This is a genomic window from Pseudomonas sp. FSL R10-0056 (genome assembly GCF_009600105.1).
Classification (GTDB): domain Bacteria; phylum Pseudomonadota; class Gammaproteobacteria; order Pseudomonadales; family Pseudomonadaceae; genus Aquipseudomonas; species Aquipseudomonas bubulae.
This window is the reverse complement of the sequence record NZ_WIWL01000056.1, coordinates 1-16099: the sequence shown is the minus strand read 5'-3', so window position 1 is coordinate 16099 and position 16099 is coordinate 1. Positions and strand designations below refer to the sequence as shown.

Annotated in this window: 11 protein-coding genes and 1 pseudogene; 7 read left to right on the top strand and 5 right to left on the bottom strand. The window is 60.0% G+C overall.

All coding sequences use genetic code 11. The annotated features are described in order from the left end of the window. Nucleotides 1–4 precede the first annotated feature (4 nt). The 7 genes and pseudogenes from hflX (at nt 5) to GHO42_RS26370 (ending at nt 8471) form a co-directional block, all read left to right on the top strand. Complete coding sequence (gene hflX / locus GHO42_RS03050) at nt 5–1306, top strand: ribosome rescue GTPase HflX (RefSeq protein WP_095000953.1); 1302 nt, start codon at nt 5–7, stop codon at nt 1304–1306. Nucleotides 1307–1402: 96 nt separating this feature from the next. Then, on the top strand, nt 1403–2584 hold the full coding sequence (gene hflK / locus GHO42_RS03045; RefSeq protein ID WP_095000954.1) for an FtsH protease activity modulator HflK: 1182 nt from the start codon (nt 1403–1405) through the stop codon (nt 2582–2584). Beyond that, a complete protein-coding gene (gene hflC / locus GHO42_RS03040) occupies nt 2584–3462 on the top strand; it encodes a protease modulator HflC (protein WP_095000955.1) in 879 nt (292 codons plus the stop codon). Before hflK ends, hflC begins: the two co-directional genes overlap by 1 nt. A gap of 408 nt (nt 3463–3870) precedes the next feature. Continuing rightward, nucleotides 3871–5058 (top strand): ATP phosphoribosyltransferase regulatory subunit, encoded by a 1188-nt coding sequence (locus GHO42_RS03035; RefSeq protein ID WP_095000956.1) that lies wholly within the window; start codon nt 3871–3873, stop codon nt 5056–5058. Nucleotides 5059–5112: 54 nt separating this feature from the next. Continuing rightward, nucleotides 5113–6402 (top strand): adenylosuccinate synthase, encoded by a 1290-nt coding sequence (locus tag GHO42_RS03030; RefSeq protein WP_016783309.1) that lies wholly within the window; start codon nt 5113–5115, stop codon nt 6400–6402. Nucleotides 6403–6821: 419 nt separating this feature from the next. Further along, nucleotides 6822–7565, top strand: a pseudogene (locus GHO42_RS26375) (methyl-accepting chemotaxis protein); the annotation flags it as partial. Nucleotides 7566–7586: 21 nt separating this feature from the next. Next, complete coding sequence (locus tag GHO42_RS26370) at nt 7587–8471, top strand: methyl-accepting chemotaxis protein (RefSeq protein WP_370688628.1); 885 nt, start codon at nt 7587–7589, stop codon at nt 8469–8471. 125 nt (nt 8472–8596) lie between these two features. Here GHO42_RS26370 and GHO42_RS03020 read toward each other — a convergent pair whose 3' ends face one another. From GHO42_RS03020 to GHO42_RS03000, 5 genes are all read right to left on the bottom strand, one after another. After that, nucleotides 8597–10150, bottom strand: coding sequence for an iron ABC transporter permease (locus GHO42_RS03020; RefSeq protein ID WP_095017680.1), 1554 nt, complete (start codon nt 10148–10150; stop codon nt 8597–8599). Further along, complete coding sequence (locus tag GHO42_RS03015) at nt 10150–11175, bottom strand: iron ABC transporter substrate-binding protein (protein WP_095000959.1); 1026 nt, start codon at nt 11173–11175, stop codon at nt 10150–10152. Before GHO42_RS03015 ends, GHO42_RS03020 begins: the two co-directional genes overlap by 1 nt. A gap of 233 nt (nt 11176–11408) precedes the next feature. Continuing rightward, nucleotides 11409–12500, bottom strand: coding sequence for a cytochrome-c peroxidase (locus tag GHO42_RS03010; protein WP_153327244.1), 1092 nt, complete (start codon nt 12498–12500; stop codon nt 11409–11411). Next, nucleotides 12497–15271, bottom strand: a complete 2775-nt coding sequence (locus GHO42_RS03005) for a TonB-dependent receptor (protein WP_256670543.1) — start codon at nt 15269–15271, stop codon at nt 12497–12499. The genes GHO42_RS03010 and GHO42_RS03005 overlap by 4 nt, the downstream gene beginning before the upstream one ends. A 145-nt stretch (nt 15272–15416) precedes the next feature. Continuing rightward, nucleotides 15417–16099 (bottom strand): FecR family protein (locus GHO42_RS03000; protein WP_153384110.1); only part of this gene is annotated, 683 nt, incomplete at its 5' end.

The window sequence follows — 16099 nt, the reverse complement described above, 5'->3', positions numbered from 1 at the left end:
TCCTTTGTTCTTTGAGCGCCACGGTGGTGGTGAGCGAGCGATCCTCGTTCACTTGGAAGGACAGGACCCTGAGGCGCGCGAAGATCCGCAGGAGTTCCAGGAGTTAGCTGTGTCGGCTGGCGCCGATACCGTCGCGTTTTTTAACGTGCCGCGTCATCGGCCATCGGCCAAATACCTGATTGGCAGTGGCAAGGTCGAGGAGTTGCGCGATCTGGTCAAGGCCGAGAAGGTCGACATCGTGATTTTCAATCACGTACTCACGCCCAGTCAGGAACGTAACCTCGAACGTGTTTTCGAGTGTCGCGTGCTTGACCGTACCGGGCTGATTCTCGATATCTTCGCTCAACGCGCCCGTACCCATGAGGGTAAGCTGCAAGTCGAACTGGCTCAGCTTGACCACATGAGCACGCGTCTTGTACGCGGCTGGACTCACCTTGAGCGTCAAGGTGGCGGCATTGGCATGCGCGGGCCGGGTGAAACCCAGCTCGAAACCGACCGCCGACTGTTGCGTGTGCGCATCAGCCAGATCAAAGCCCGTCTGAAAAAAGTCCGCAGTCAACGCGAGCAGTCCCGTAGAGGGCGTCAACGCGCCGATATTCCTACAGTGTCGCTGGTGGGCTATACCAACGCCGGTAAATCCACGCTGTTCAACAAGGTCACCGGCTCTGACGTCTTTGCCGCCGACCAGTTGTTCGCCACGCTAGACCCGACCCTGCGCCGCCTTGATCTGGGTGACCTGGGGCCGATCGTGCTGGCCGACACCGTGGGCTTTATTCGTCATCTTCCGCACAAGCTAGTTGAAGCATTCCGGTCTACGCTCGAAGAGTCGAGCAATTCCGATCTGCTGCTGCATGTGATCGATGCGCACGAGCCTGAGCGCATGGCGCAGATCGAGCAGGTGATGGTGGTACTGGGCGAAATCGGTGCGCAGGACTTGCCGATTCTCGAGGTCTACAACAAAATCGATTTGCTTGAAGGTGTCGAGCCGCAGATCCAGCGTGATGCCGATGGCAAGCCGCAGCGGGTCTGGTTGTCGGCCCGTGATGGTCAAGGGCTGGAGTTGCTTGAGCAGGCCATCGCCGAGTTGCTGGGCAATGATTTGTTCGTGGGCACCTTGCGCTTGCCGCAACGTTTTGCTCGACTGCGTGCACAGTTCTTCGAACTGGGGGTTGTGCAAAAAGAACAGCATGACGATGAGGGCTCCAGTCTGTTGGACGTACGCCTGCCGCGATCCGAGCTCAATCGCTTGGTCAGCCGCGAAGGGATGCAGCCGCTGGAATTCATCGAAGAACACACTTTGCAATAAAAGCCTCGCAAAGCGGTCGTGCCGCTGTGATAGGCATTCTGTAGCATTGGTCGGCGCGCCGTGGGCGCGTCTTTGCTTTATCAGATGGAGAGCGCTATGGCTTGGAATGAGCCGGGTGGCAACTCGAACAATCAAGATCCTTGGGGTGGCAAACGCCCTAAAAATGGCGACCGCAAGGGGCCACCAGATCTCGACGAGGCCTTCCGAAAGCTGCAGGAAAGCCTGAATGGGTTGTTCGGTGGTGGGAAAAAACGTACTGGCGGCAGCGGCAGTGAGGGTGGTTCGAATGGCAAGGGCGCCGGCTACGGTCTGCTCGGCATCGGCCTCGTCGTGCTGGCGGCTGCCTGGCTTTACAGCGCCGTGTATGTAGTCGATGAGCAGGAGCAAGCCGTGGTGCTGCGCCTGGGCAAGTACTACGACACCGTTGGGCCGGGCCTGAATATCTACTTCCCGCCGTTCGACAAAAAGTACATGGAGAACGTGACGCGTGAGCGTGCGTACACCAAGCAGGGTCAAATGCTGACTGAAGACGAAAACATCGTCGAAGTGCCGCTGACCGTGCAGTACAAGATCAGCAACCTGCGCGACTTCGTGCTGAATGTTGATCAACCGGAAGTCAGCTTGCAGCAGGCGACCGACAGCGCCTTGCGTCACGTCGTGGGTTCCACGTCGATGGATCAGGTGCTGACCGAAGGCCGTGAGCAAATGGCCGTGGAAATCAAGGAACGCCTGCAGCGTTTCCTCGATACCTACAAGACCGGTATCACCGTGACCCAGGTCAACGTACAGAACGCAGCCGCACCGCGTGAAGTACAGGAAGCCTTCGATGACGTGATCCGTGCCCGAGAAGACGAGCAGCGTGCCCGCAACCAGGCCGAAAGCTATGCCAACGGCGTTGTACCGGAAGCACGTGGTCAGGCCCAGCGCATCATCGAAGATGCCAACGGCTACCGTGATGAAGTGGTTTCCCGCGCCAAGGGTGAGGCTGACCGCTTTACCAAACTGGTTGCCGAGTACCGCAAAAATCCTGAAGTGACCCGCGACCGTCTGTATCTGGACACCATGCAGGAAGTCTTCAGCAACACCAGCAAGGTACTCGTGACCGGTAACAAAAACGGCCAGAGCAACCTGCTTTACTTGCCGTTGGACAAAATGATCGAAGGCCGTAATGGCAGCACCCCGGCAACGGGTTCGGCAGCCGCAGCGAGCAATACTGATTCCGGCTCGCACGTCAGCACGGATCTGCCGCCACAACCGCGCACCAGGGAGAGCCGCTGATGAGCAATAAATCGCTGGTTGCCCTTATTGTTGCTGTTGTCGTGGGGATCGTTGCCTGGAACAGCTTCTACATCGTCTCGCAAACCGAGCGTGCTGTACTGCTGCGCTTTGGCCGTGTGGTCCAGGCTGACGTTCAGCCGGGCCTGCATGTGAAGATTCCTTACGTCAACCAGGTGCGCAAGTTCGACGCCCGCCTGATGACGCTGGACGCGCCGACTCAGCGTTTCCTGACGCTGGAAAAGAAAGCGGTCATGGTTGATGCCTTCGCCAAGTGGCGTGTGAAAGATGCCGAGCGCTTCTACACCGCAACTTCGGGCATGAAACAGATTGCTGACGAACGTCTGTCGCGTCGTCTGGAATCCGGTCTGCGTGACCAGTTCGGCAAGCGCACCCTGCACGAAGTAGTGTCGGGTGAGCGTGATGCGTTGATGGCTGACATCACTGCATCGTTGAACAAAATGGCTGAAAAAGAGCTGGGCATTGAAGTGGTCGACGTTCGCGTCAAGGCCATCGACCTGCCAAAAGAAGTAAACCGCAGCGTTTTCGAACGTATGAGCACCGAACGTGAGCGTGAAGCACGCGAGCATCGGGCCAAGGGTAACGAACTGGCAGAAGGCATTCGTGCTGACGCCGACCGTCAACGTCGTGTTCTGCTGGCTGAAGCTTATCGTCAGTCCGAAGAAGCACGCGGTGATGGCGATGCCCAGGCAGCTTCGATCTACTCCAAGGCTTATGGCCAGGATCAGGAGTTCTACAAGTTCTATCGCAGCCTGCGCGCTTACCGCGAAAGCTTCGCGAGCAAGAACGATGTGCTGGTTCTGGACCCAAGCAGCGATTTCTTCCGCTACCTGGAAAAATCCAAGCCTTCGCAGCAGTAAAAGCGCTTTAAGCCTGTGGGAGCAGGCTTGCATCGCGATGCAAGTAACTCGGTCTGTCTGCTAAATCGAGTTGATGCCATCGCGAGCAAGCCCGCTCCCACACTGTTTTCAGAAGGGTTGGCATGTTCATCACAGGCCCTGATTCACTCCGCTTGGCGGTCAAATGGCCTCGCAGGGTGATCCTTTTAGAAAACGGGTGTATGATGCGGCAGCCGGGAAATTCCCGGCTTTTTTGCGTCTGCATGTTTGATTGTCCGAATGGCTGTTACAGCATCGGCAGAATTTTCGAGGAATGTGCGAGCCTGTCGTTCAGGCTTTTTTGCTGTGCGCGTTCAAGACGCAGCCACGTTCTGCTTTACTCAAGGCTCGCCTGCTGGCTGGCCGCCCGGATCACAGGGGAATGGCGTAATGGCAACGGTAGACCGCTGGCTTTTGCCAGATGGCATCGAAGAAGTACTTCCACCTGAAGCTGCCCGCATTGAAGTGGCGCGCCGTCAGGTGTTGGATCTGTTCCAGAGCTGGGGCTATGAGTTCGTCGTGACCCCGCATATCGAATACCTGGAGTCCCTGCTGACAGGGGCTGGCCAGGACCTCGACTTGCGTACCTTCAAGGTGATTGACCCGCAAACGGGTCGCCAGATGGGTTTTCGTGCCGACATCACGCCGCAAGTGGCGCGTATCGATGCGCATACCCTGCGTCGTGAAGGCCCGAGCCGTCTGTGCTACGCCGGCAGCGTGCTGCATGCTCAACCGCGTGCACTGTCATCCTCGCGCAGCCCGATCCAGCTGGGCGCCGAGTTGTATGGCGATGCAAGCCCGAGCAGCGATGTTGAAGTGATCAGCCTGATGCTGGCCATGCTGCAACTGGCCGATGTGCCGGATGTGCACATGGACCTGGGGCATGTTGGTATTTACCGTGGTCTGGCCCGTGCGGCCAACCTGTCGGTTGAAGTGGAACAACAATTGTTCGACGCCCTGCAACGCAAGGCGATCGACGAAGTAACGGCCTTGACCCAAGGCTTGCCGGCCGATTTGGCGGGCATGCTGCAGGCCTTGGTTGGTTTGTGTGGCGGTCACGAAGTTCTGGCTGCTGCGCGCGAGCGTCTGGCCAAGGCTCCGGCTCAAGTGCTGGCAGCTCTGGACGACCTGGTGGCGATTGCCGAAGGGTTGTCTGTGCGTTTCCCGCAGTTGCCGTTGTACTTTGACCTGGGCGAGTTGCGTGGGTATCACTACCACACAGGTGTAGTGTTTGCGGTATTTGTACCGGGCGTTGGGGACTCCATCGCCCAAGGCGGTCGTTATGACGACATTGGTGCTGTTTTCGGGCGTGCCCGGCCGGCAACCGGCTTTTCGACCGATTTGAAAACCCTGGTGACCCTGGGGCGTGCGGAAGTCAAGTTGCCGTCTGGTGGTATCTGGATGCCAGACAGCACCGATGCGGCACTCTGGCAGCAGGTTTGCCAGCTTCGCAGTGAAGGCCAGCGTGTGGTTCAGGCGTTGCCTGGGCAACAGCAGGCTGGTGCCCTGGAGGCAGACTGCGACCGCCAATTGATTCAGCAGAATGGCCTGTGGCAAGTAGTGCCGCTGGTTTCTTGAGTTTTCCTGCCGGCGGCTGCCGGCACCAAGTTTGCGCGAATGAGGACAAGTGTTATGGGTAAGAATGTCGTAGTCCTGGGCACCCAATGGGGTGATGAGGGCAAAGGCAAGATCGTTGATCTGCTGACCGAACATGCTGCCGCTGTAGTGCGTTACCAAGGTGGCCACAACGCTGGCCACACGCTGGTAATCGACGGCGAAAAAACCGTATTGCACCTGATTCCGTCGGGCGTGTTGCGCGAAGGCGTGCAATGCCTGATCGGCAACGGTGTCGTGGTTGCTCCCGACGCCCTGCTGCGTGAAATCATCAAGCTGGAAGAGAAAGGCGTACCGGTGCGCGAGCGCCTGCGTATCAGCCCGTCCTGCCCGCTGATCCTGTCGTTCCACGTGGCGCTGGACCAGGCCCGTGAAAAAGCCCGTGGCGAGCTGAAGATCGGTACGACCGGTCGCGGTATCGGCCCGGCTTACGAAGACAAAGTTGCCCGTCGTGGCCTGCGTGTTGGCGACCTGCTGAACATGCCGCGCTTTGAAGCCAAACTGCGTGAACTGGTGGATTACCACAACTTCATGCTGGTTGGTTACTACAAAGAGCCGGCTATCGACTTCGACAAGACCCTGGCCGAGTGCAAGGAATACGCCGAGCTGCTCAAGCCGTTGATGCTGGACGTGACAGCCGAGCTGCACGACCTGCGTCGCGCTGGCAAGGACATCATGTTCGAAGGCGCCCAGGGTTCGTTGCTGGACATCGACCACGGTACCTATCCGTACGTGACCAGCTCCAACACCACCGCTGGCGGCGTTGCGACCGGTTCGGGCGTTGGCCCGATGTTCCTGGACTACATCCTGGGCATCACCAAGGCTTACACCACTCGCGTAGGTTCGGGCCCGTTCCCGACTGAGCTGTTCGACGACGTTGGCGCTCACCTGGCCAAGCAAGGTCACGAGTTCGGTGCTACCACCGGCCGTGCCCGTCGTTGCGGCTGGTTCGACGCCGTTATCCTGCGTCGCGCTATCGATGTGAACAGCATCTCGGGCATCTGCCTGACCAAGCTGGACGTACTCGACGGTCTGGAAACCATCAACATTTGCGTTGGCTACAAAGACGCAAACGGTGTTGATGTTGCACCGACCGACGCTGACAGCTACGTAGGCCTGCAGCCTGTGTACGAAGAAGTGCCGGGCTGGACTGAATCGACCGTGGGTGCCAAAACCCTGGAAGAGCTGCCAGCCAACGCTCGCGCTTACATCACGCGCGTAGAAGAGCTGATCGGCGCTCCGATCGACATCATTTCGACTGGCCCGGACCGCAACGAGACCATCGTTCTGCGTCACCCGTTCGCTTAAGTCGCTGTTGATGTAAAACAAAAGGCCCTTCGGGGCCTTTTGTCGTTTCTGCCTGTTGTGCGGCACGACCCTTGCTGTGAAAACCGTCAATAAGCGTGCTATCAAAATAATGGCACCTAAGTGGAGGGTTTTCCGTGTCTGCCGTTCTCTCACTGTTACAAAGCCGTCTGCTGCGGCCTGTATTCGTTACCCTAGGTATCGCTCTTTTGGTGCAGGTTTTGGTGGCTGTTGCACTGACACGGAGCACGGTGACGGCGTTGGAGTCTGATCTGGATGCGCGTCTGGGGGCAGACAGCCAAAAGCTCACCGCGGAACTGGAGCAGGCCGGGCGTGAGGTTAAAAGCAGCCTGGATGCGTTGTCTGCCAGCACCCGGCAGCGTTTGACCGCGGGCCTGGAGCCACGCTTGAAAGACGAGCAAATGCAGCTCAGGCAATCGCTGGAGAAGAACCTGCAGGACTCGGCCAACGACATGGCGCAACTGCTGGCAGCTGTAGCGCCGCGTGCCATATGGGATAGCGATGTGCCCACGCTGTCCGATTTCGCCCGACGCGCTCAACGTAATCCTAATGTGTTATTCGTGGTGTACGACGATGCCACGGGGCAGCATCTGACCCGCTATCTCAATCGTGATAACCCGATCAACCAGGCGCTTTTGGCCAAGGGCAATGGCGAGCGGGCGCTGGATAAAGTGCTCGATGCGGCCCGCCATGATCCGTCTGTGTACTATCTCGAAGCCTCTATCAACCCCAATGGCGTCGAGATCGGCAAAGTGCTGATGGGGGTTTCCACCGCCTCGGTTGAGCAGGACCTGGCGGCCCTCGACCAGCGCTTTTCGACGTTGATAGCCAATAGCGGGCAACTGGTCGGCGAAAGCTTGCAAGGTGCTGCCAGCGACAGTTCGGCAGCACTGGGCGCGCGTTTGGAGTCGGCGCAGGCAGCGGCGGCGCAGATGCAGGCCAATACCGCGCAGACCGTGCGCGAGGCGGCGGACACCTTGCGCTGGCGTATTGGCATGGGGCTGGCGATTGTCGGACTTGGTGTGTTGCTGTTACTGGCGGTGGTGCTGGGGCGGCGGGTGGTCAACAAGTTGCTGCTGCTGATTGCCGCGCTGGATGACCTGGCCGCAGGCGAAGGTGATTTGACCAAGCGTGTAGGCCTGAACAGCAAGGATGAAATCGGCGATATGGCGGCGGCGGTTAACCGCTTTGTCGACAAGCTGCAGCCCATCGTGCGTGAGGCGGGGGATGTGGCGCAGCGCACCGGGGTGGAGATCGGTGTGATGACCTTGCGCAATGCCGGGGCCGATGCTGCCGCGCAGTTACAGCGCGATGAAGTAGCTCAGAGCCTGCATGCACTGTCGACCATGGCAGATGCAGCCCAGTCGGAAAGCCAGGCGATGCAGGCGGCGCTCCGGCAGGTGGTTGATATTCGTCAGGCTACTGATGAAAACACTCGCACCTCGGCCAAGGTCGGGGGGCTGATCGAGGCGCTGGCCGGACAGGTGGGCGAGGGAGCCAAGGTGATCGAGCGTCTGGCGCAGCAAAGTGAGCAGATTGAAGTGGTGCTGACCGTGATTCACGGCATCGCCGAGCAAACCAATCTGCTGGCTTTGAACGCGGCCATTGAAGCCGCGAGGGCGGGGGAGACTGGGCGTGGTTTTGCTGTGGTAGCCGATGAAGTGCGGGCTCTGGCCAGCAAAACCCAAAGCTCTACCGGTGATATTCAGGCGCATATCGTGGCCTTGCAGCAGGGAGCCAGGGAAGCCGTGGCGGCCATTGGCCTGGCGGGGCGTCAGGCCGATGAGGGCCTGGCGGTGCTGCGCGGCAGCGTGCAGTTGCAAAAGACCATGCAGGTATCGGTCGAGCAGGTGCATAGCGCGATTGGTGATGCGACCAAAGCTGCCGAGCATCAGGCGCAAGGAGCGTATGCGGTGCGTGGGCGGGTGGAAGTGATCCATGCCCAGGCCGAGCGTGCGGCCGAGGCGGTGACCCAGACCACGGCCAGCGGCAAGGTGCTGGACGGGTTGGCGGCGCAGCTCAAGGCGAGTCTTGGGCAGTTCCGGGCGTAGAGAAGCGGGGCTGCCCCTGTGGGAGCGGGCTTGCCCGCGATGCGGGCAGCGCGGTGAATCTGCATGCCCCCGTCGATGCCATCGCGGGCAAGCCCGCTCCCACACGGGGTATGCTGGATCCGCTGTCAGCGGCTCAAATACATCCTGGTGGTGAGCAAGTACACCGGCAGCCCCGACACCAGAATCAACAATGCCGCATAAGGCGCCGCTGCCGCAAACTCGATATTCGAAGTATGCGACCACACTTGTGTTGCCAGGGTGTTCAGCCCGGTCGGACTCAGTAGCAAGGTGGCGGTCAATTCCTTCATCGCATCCAGAAATACCAGGGCAAAGGCCGCCCCCAGCGCGGGGAAGATAATCGGCAGGGTCACCCGGCAAAATGCCGTAAACGAAGTGGCGCCCAGGGTCCGTGCTGCTTCTTCCAGTTGCGGAGCCGCCTTGTTCAGCGCCGTGCGGATGGGTGCCTGTGCCAGTGGCAAAAACAGCAGCGCATAGGCAATCAGCAGCAATGCCGAAGTCTGGTACAGCGCCGGCACATAATGCAGGGCGAAGTAGACCAGCGCCAAGGCAATCACCAGCCCGGGCAGTGCATGTAACAGATATGGCAAACGCTCCGCCCAGATGGCCAGCGGGCCTTTGTAGCGCACCACCAGCAATCCGACCGGCACAGCCAGCACCAGGCACAGCGCCGCACCGCCCAAGGCCAGTGACAGCGACGAGAACAGAGCCTCGCCAATCTCGGCCAGCGGGAATGCTGCCGAGCTGCCCTTGATCAGCCAGTACGCCAGCATGCCCAGCGGGATGCCGCTGCCAATCACCGCCAGCGCCAGGCAATACAGTTGCCCCGGTAGCGACCACTTGCCCAGGTTCACTTGTTCCGCATGCCGTGCAGCGCCCTGGCCGATACGAATATGCCGGCCTTTGCCACGAACCTTAAGTTCCAGCCATAACAGGCTCAGGCACATCACCAGCAGCACCGCAGACAGCATCGCCGCATTGGCATTGCTGAACTCCAGCTCGAACTGCTGATAAATGGCTGTGGTAAAGGTCTGCAGGCCGATGATCGACAGCGCGCCGAATTCCACCAGCATATGCAGGGCAATCAGCAACGAGCCGGCCAGCAGCGAAGGCCAGAGCAGTGGCAGGGTGATCTTGAAAAACACCCCCCAGCGATTCTGCCCCAGGGTTCGAGCCGACTCTTCAAGGGCTGGGTCGAGGTTGCGCAGGGTCGCCGCCACCGGCAGAAAGATCAGCGGGTACTTGGACAGGCTCATCACCAGAATGGCACCGCCCAGGCCCTCGAAACTGGCGCTGAGCGATACCCAGGTAAAGCTGCTGACAAACGCCGGCACGGCAAATGGCAGGCACAGGATCACGCCCCACAGGCGCCGCCCCGCCAGGTTGCTGCGCTCCAGCAGCCAGGCCAGGCTCAGGCCGACCAGCGCGCAGGTCAGTGTGACGCCGATCATCAGCAGCAAGGTGTTGCGCATCAGGCCAAAGACATAAGGCCGCCACAACAGGTGCAGGGCTTCAGACCACCCGGCTTGCCAGGCCTTTGTGCCGACATACAACAGCGGCAACAGGCTCAGGCCCACCAGTAGCAGTACGGGCAACAACAGCCAGATCGAAGGCTTTTTGCGAGTGGGCGTAAAGCGTGCAGGTTGAGCGGCTGACAACATCAGAGCAGGCCTACATCACGTTCAAGGTCCAGTGCTTCTTCAGCGTTACCCAGGTCGGCAGGCGTCACTTTCGGCGGTTGCAGCTCTTCAAACGGTTTGAGGCCGCGTTCCGAGACCATGCCTTTGCGCATCGGGTATTCAGCGGTGGTGTTGGTGATAACGCGCTGACCTTCTTCACTGGCCATGTAAGCCAGCAGTTGCTGGGCTTCCTTGGGGTGTTTGCTGGCCTTGATCACGCCGGCGCTGGACACGGTGATCAAACCGCCCGCATCACCATCGGTGAAGTAGTGCAGTTTGGAATCCAGCTGGCCTTTTTCGCGTTGCAGGGCAAACCAGTAGTAGTTGTTGACCAGTACTGCGGCGACTTCACCGTTTTCTACGGCTTTGAGTGCCACCATGTTGTTGGTGTAGGTCTTGCCGAACGCACGCAGACCGGTCAGCCATTCTTCGGCGGCATCGCGCCCGTGCAGCTTGATGATTGCTACGGCCTGTTCCTGGAAGGCACCGCTGGTGGGTACAAAGCCGATCTTGCCTTGCCATTGCGGGTCAGCGAAATCCAGAACCGACTTGGGCAACTGGTCTTCGCTGATCTTTTTCGGGTTGAAGGCGACAACGCGGGTACGCGCAGTCACGCCGATCCAGGTGCCATTGGCGGCCACGTACTCTTTGGGCAGCGCTTGCAGGGTGCTGTCATCGGCCTTGGCCAGAAAGCCCTGTTCGCCCAGGCTGTTCAGAGGCGGCGACTCTTCGGCGTAGAACACGTCCGCAGGCGAGCGATCGCCTTCTTCCATGATCTGGCTGGCCAGCTGGTTGCTGCTGCCTTTGCGCACATTGACGTGAATGCCGGTCTTGGCTTCAAAGGCGGCAGCGAGGTTGTCGCCGACCTCTTTGTGCTGGCCGTTGTACAGGGTCAGCGTCACAGGATCGGCAGCGTAGGCGGCGGGAGCAAGCAGGGTCAGGCCAAGTGTTGCGATGGACAAACTGCGCAGTAGAAATGTCGCAAGCTGGGTATTTCGGAGCATCATTCGCTGGTTTCCTCGCTTGGGTACTACAAAACTTGTAACAATAATAAACGATATCGTTTCTCAAGTGCGCTTGACCCAGCGTCCAATTGCACCAGTGCGACGAAATGTGATGCCGGCGGCCTGTTCTGCTTTTGTGGGAACGGGCTTACCCGCGATGGGTATGCTGCCGTTTTACCGGTACACCGTGTCGCCTGCATCGCGAGCAAGCCCGCTCTCACAAAGTCAGGCGCTGCCTACAGCGTGTCGAGAAAGCTGCGCAAGGCCCGCAGTTCGTCCTTGTCCATGTTCAGCGCCTTGAGCCGGTCGCTGGTGCGTGGGAACAACGGGTCGTTGACCTGTTGCGCGTTGGGGCGCGGGCGGGGCATGCCCATGTTGTAGAACGCCAGCGTGCCTTCCATGTTCACAAACAGGCCGTTGTGCATCCACGGTGCGGTTTTCATCACCAGGCGCAATGACGGCGTACGAAATGCCCCCACGTCTTCTGGTTTGCGCGTTACTTCGTAGCGCCCGAGGTCTTCGTATTTACGCCCGTAGTAACTCAGGCCGACGTTATGAAACTGCTCGTCGCTCAGCGCCGGGCCGAAGTGGCAGTTCATGCAGCGTGCCTTGGTGCGAAACAGATGCAGGCCGTAGAGCTGCTCATCGCTCATGCGTTGCGGGCGCCCGCGCAGCAGTTGCTCGAAGGCGGTGTTGCGCGTGGCGCTGACCAGCGTGCGCTGAAAGGTGGCCAGGGCCTGGGCGGTTTGCTGTGGGGTGATCGGGCCTGGCCCGAAAACTTGTGCAAACTCCTCCCGGTAAGCGCTATCGGTATTGAGCCGTTGCAGCAGTTGCGGGATATCAAAGGCCATTTCCACCGGGTCGACGATGGGGTGCATGGCTTGCTGTTCCAGAGTGCCACCGCGCCCGTCCCAGAACAGCGCCGGGCTGTAGCCGCTCATTACCAGGCTGGGGGCATTGCGTCGGCCGCTCTGGCGGTCATGCCCGAACGAGACGCGGCGGCCATCGGCAAAGGCCATATCGGCTTCATGGCACGAAGCGCAGGCGATTTGCCCGGAGCGCGAGAGCTTGGGGTCGTTGAACAGTTTTTTGCCCAACTCGGCCTTGGCTTCGCTGAACGGGTTATCCGGCGGTGCGGGGGCGTGGGCGGGCAGGGCGGCCATTTCCTGCCATTGCACTTCGGCATCTACCTGGGGTGAAGGCCATTGGGCGACGGGCTGGCGGTATTGTTGGGCGATGCAGGTTTTGTAGTCGGCGGCCTGTTCGTCGCAGGCGACTGCGTTCAGGGTCAGGGTGCCGAGGGTCAGGCCGAGGAATAGGGTCTTCAAAATTTATACCCCACTTCCAGCATGAACTGGCGGCCGACTTCATAGTTGAGTACGCCGTTGGTGTCGGTGGAGCTGACGATGGTCTTGTCCAGCAGGTTGCTGACGTCGAGATTGACGAAAACGGCCTGATCCTTGGCGGTGGGCATCTCCCAGGCAACACGGGTGTCCCAGGTCAGTGCCCCGGAGAACGGGGTTTCTTCCCAGACATAGACACTGCTGCCTTCGTGCTCGACCTTTTTGTTGGTGGAGGCAATGCGCCGGTAGCCGTCGCGGTAACGCAGGAAGTTGGTCCAGGTCAGGTGCAGGGGCTCGACTTCGGTCACGGTGGTCAGGCGCGCGGTCCAGGGGCGGTTGTAGTTGCTGGCGGGCATGTCGGAATACTTCATGAACTTGCCGTCGTACTGGATCGTCGGGTCTTCTACGTAGATAGCGCCGATGCTGGCGCTGTAGCTGGACAGCCCGGTGTTGTTGATCTTGCTCCAGTCCATCGCAAACTGCGCAGTGGTGCGGGTGCTGCCCAGATTGAAGGGTTGCAGGGGGGTGATGCTCAGGGTGTAGATGTCGGCGTCGCTTTTGCCGCCGTTGTAGTAGGTGTAGTAGTTGGCAGCCAGGGTCGAGGTGTCTTCGGACGGTTCGCCGATTTGCGCGCCCCAGGCGCGGCTGATCTGGTCGCGCCCCTTACGGTTGACGTACTTGACGGCGAACTCGGTGTTCCATTGCACGTGGCTCAGGCCCAGGGTCAGTTCGTCGTCGTAAGGCACTTTGAGCTGGTTGAATTTGCTGTCATTGGCGATGTGCTTGCTCAGCTCCCAGTCAGACGTCTGCGTCTTGCGGGTGTATTCGGTGCTCATCGAGGCAATACCGTCGCGCAGGCGATAGGCGTAAAGGTTGCGTCCGTAGTAACGGTTGGCGCCGGCAGTGAGGCGGGTCTTGCCATCGCCAAACACGTCCAGCTCGGTGGCCAGGCGCGGGGCGAAGGTGATCTGATTCATATAGTTGTCGCCGTCCACCCGGATGCCGGGCCTGACGGTGAGGCGCTTGTAGTGCATTTCGTCTTGCAGATACAGCGCCCATGAACGCGTGTCGAAGGCAATTTTGCCCTGGGTAACGGTCATCTTGTTCGCATACTGGCCAGGCCAGCCATTGATCGTGGGCGCCATTGAGCACAGCGGGTCATTGCCGGTGCATGACGTGGCCTTGTCCACCGCATAGCTGCTGTAGGGTGTGCCGCGCTCATAGCTGGCCGAGTTCTGCGACAGCTCCAGGCCAGTTTGCAGCGAATGATCCACACCCAGCCATTTGAAGCTGTTCCAGTCGGCCTTGAGTTTGTAGGCCAGGGTTTTTTGGGTTTCTTCGATATCGCCAAAACCGCCTTCGGTGGCGAATGCCGAGGTGCTCCAGTCGCGACTGGTCGAAGTTCGCCAGAGGATCATGTAGTCGCGGTCGGAATAGCGTGAGGTATTCAGCTCGCTCCAGCTCAGGTTCTGCTCAACCCGGGCCAGGGGCGCGTTCCACACCAGGCGCGTACTGATACTGTCGCCACCGGCATCCATATCGCGGCCGGACACCAGCGAGTTGGGGCCGTAGGTGCGGGCGGTTTCCGGCGCGTGGGTCAGGGTGGTATCGAGCTTCCAGTCTTCGTTGATCTGCCAGGTGGCCTTGAGGAAGTAGTTGTCGATGCGCCGCGATTGTTCTTCGGTCTCCATTGCCGTTTCGGTCTGGTTGGCCACGGAAAACAGGCGGGTCGGCATGGTGGATTCTTTACGCGAGAAGGTGCCCAGCAAGCCGAAGTTGTCGGTCAGGTGGCCTTCGAGGGTGGCGCGGGTGATGACTTTTTCGAAGTCGGGCTGGTAGTTGTTGCCAAAGCCGGCCTTGAAATTTTCCAGGTCCGGGTCGTCTTTGTTCAGGTGATAGCGGGTCCACTCGGAGCGGGTCATTTGTACCGACACCTTGCCGTGCAGTTCCTTGCGGGGGTCGCGGGTATTGGCTTCGACTACACCGCCATTGAAGCCGCCAAATTCTACCGGCACGTTACTGTCGTAGACCTTGATGTTTTCCAGCAGGTCGGTGTCCAGCGCCAGGCCCTGGCTGCGCCCCGGTATCTCATCGAAGTCGTCGTTGCTGTTGCCCGGGTCCAGGTCGTTGTTCATGCTCATGCCGTCAACGATAAACAGGTTCTGCCAGGGCCGTGCGCCGTTGATGCTGATATCGGCGGGGGCGATTTCCCCCGGGTTTTTGCTGCTCAACTGGCTGTTGTCGAACTGCACGTTGGGGTTGGTGCGCAGCAGGCTGGTGATATCACCGTTGCCCGAGGGCAGGTCCTCGATCATCTGCCGGTCGATCACCTGTTCGCCCTGGAACACCGGCTCCATCGCCGTGATGGGGGTACTTTTGATTTGCAGCACATCGCTTTGGGTGGGCGGCAGGATTGAGGCGCTGTCAGACGAGGTCACTTCCCATTGCATGCCCGTGCCGCGCAACAGGTGGGCCAGGGCTTTTTCGGGGCTGGTGCTGGCATCGACTGGCGAGCTGGTCAGGCCGTTGAGCACGGTGCTTTCCGCGCTGACCTGCCAGCCTGACTGCTGGGAAAACGCAATCAGGGCGCTGGCCAAAGGCTGGGCCGGGATCTGGAAGTGCAGTTGTTGACGGCTGATTGGCGTGTCGGCTGCCGGGCTGGCAGCGATGGCCAGTGCGGGCAGGCCGAGCAACAGGGCCAGGGACAACGATCGATAGCGAGCAACACTGACACAACGCAAACGCGAAGAAGGCATGAGGTGACCTACGAAATGAAACGCCATAGTCACTAATGCGAATCTTTATCAGTGACGTTCGTAGGTAAAGACTCCCGGGCCTTCAGGATTTCCAGAAATAAGTGAAAATAGTTTCGTTAGCGCAAGCCCGCGCCCGCAGGGAGGCTCAGGGCTTGGTCGAGACGATCAGGGTGTAGGGCACGCTGTCCTGCAGGCGTCCGCCCAATGGGGCAATGGCGGTTTGCAGTGCGCGTTTGGGGTCGCGCAGGTTCAGGGCTGCGGTGATGCGTCGTTGCCCCAGCGCCTTGTCCGTCAGCAGAATCAGGCCCGGCTGATAGCGGCGCAACTGTGTGATCACGTCATCGATCGATTGATCGACCGCCACCAGCTGCCAGCGACGCCAGGGCGCGATTTGCTCCTGGGGCAATTGCACGATGCGCGTGCGCTGGCCGTTTGCAGTGAAGTGCAGTTGGTCGCCATGGCCCAGCAGGTGCGTGGCCGAAACCGATGCTTGCGGCGTTTGTACCGCAACCGTGCCGCTCTCGACGCTGACGTCGACGCCGTTGTCGTCCAGGTTGACCGCAAACGCGGTGCCGGTCACCCGAACCCGCACGTCACCGGCGTTGACGTAGAAGGCGCGGTTGGCATCGTGGGTCACCGAGAAAAAGGCCTGGCCACGCAATAGCGTGACTTCTCGCTGATCGGGGTTGAACTGCACATCGGCAAGCGTATTGCTGTCGAGAAGCATCTGGCTGCCATCGCTGAGCGCCACTGTGCGGTGTTCGCCGGTGGGGCTGCGGTGGTCGGCTTGCATCGCCTGCCAGTCGGGGCCCCACATCAGCAGGGCGC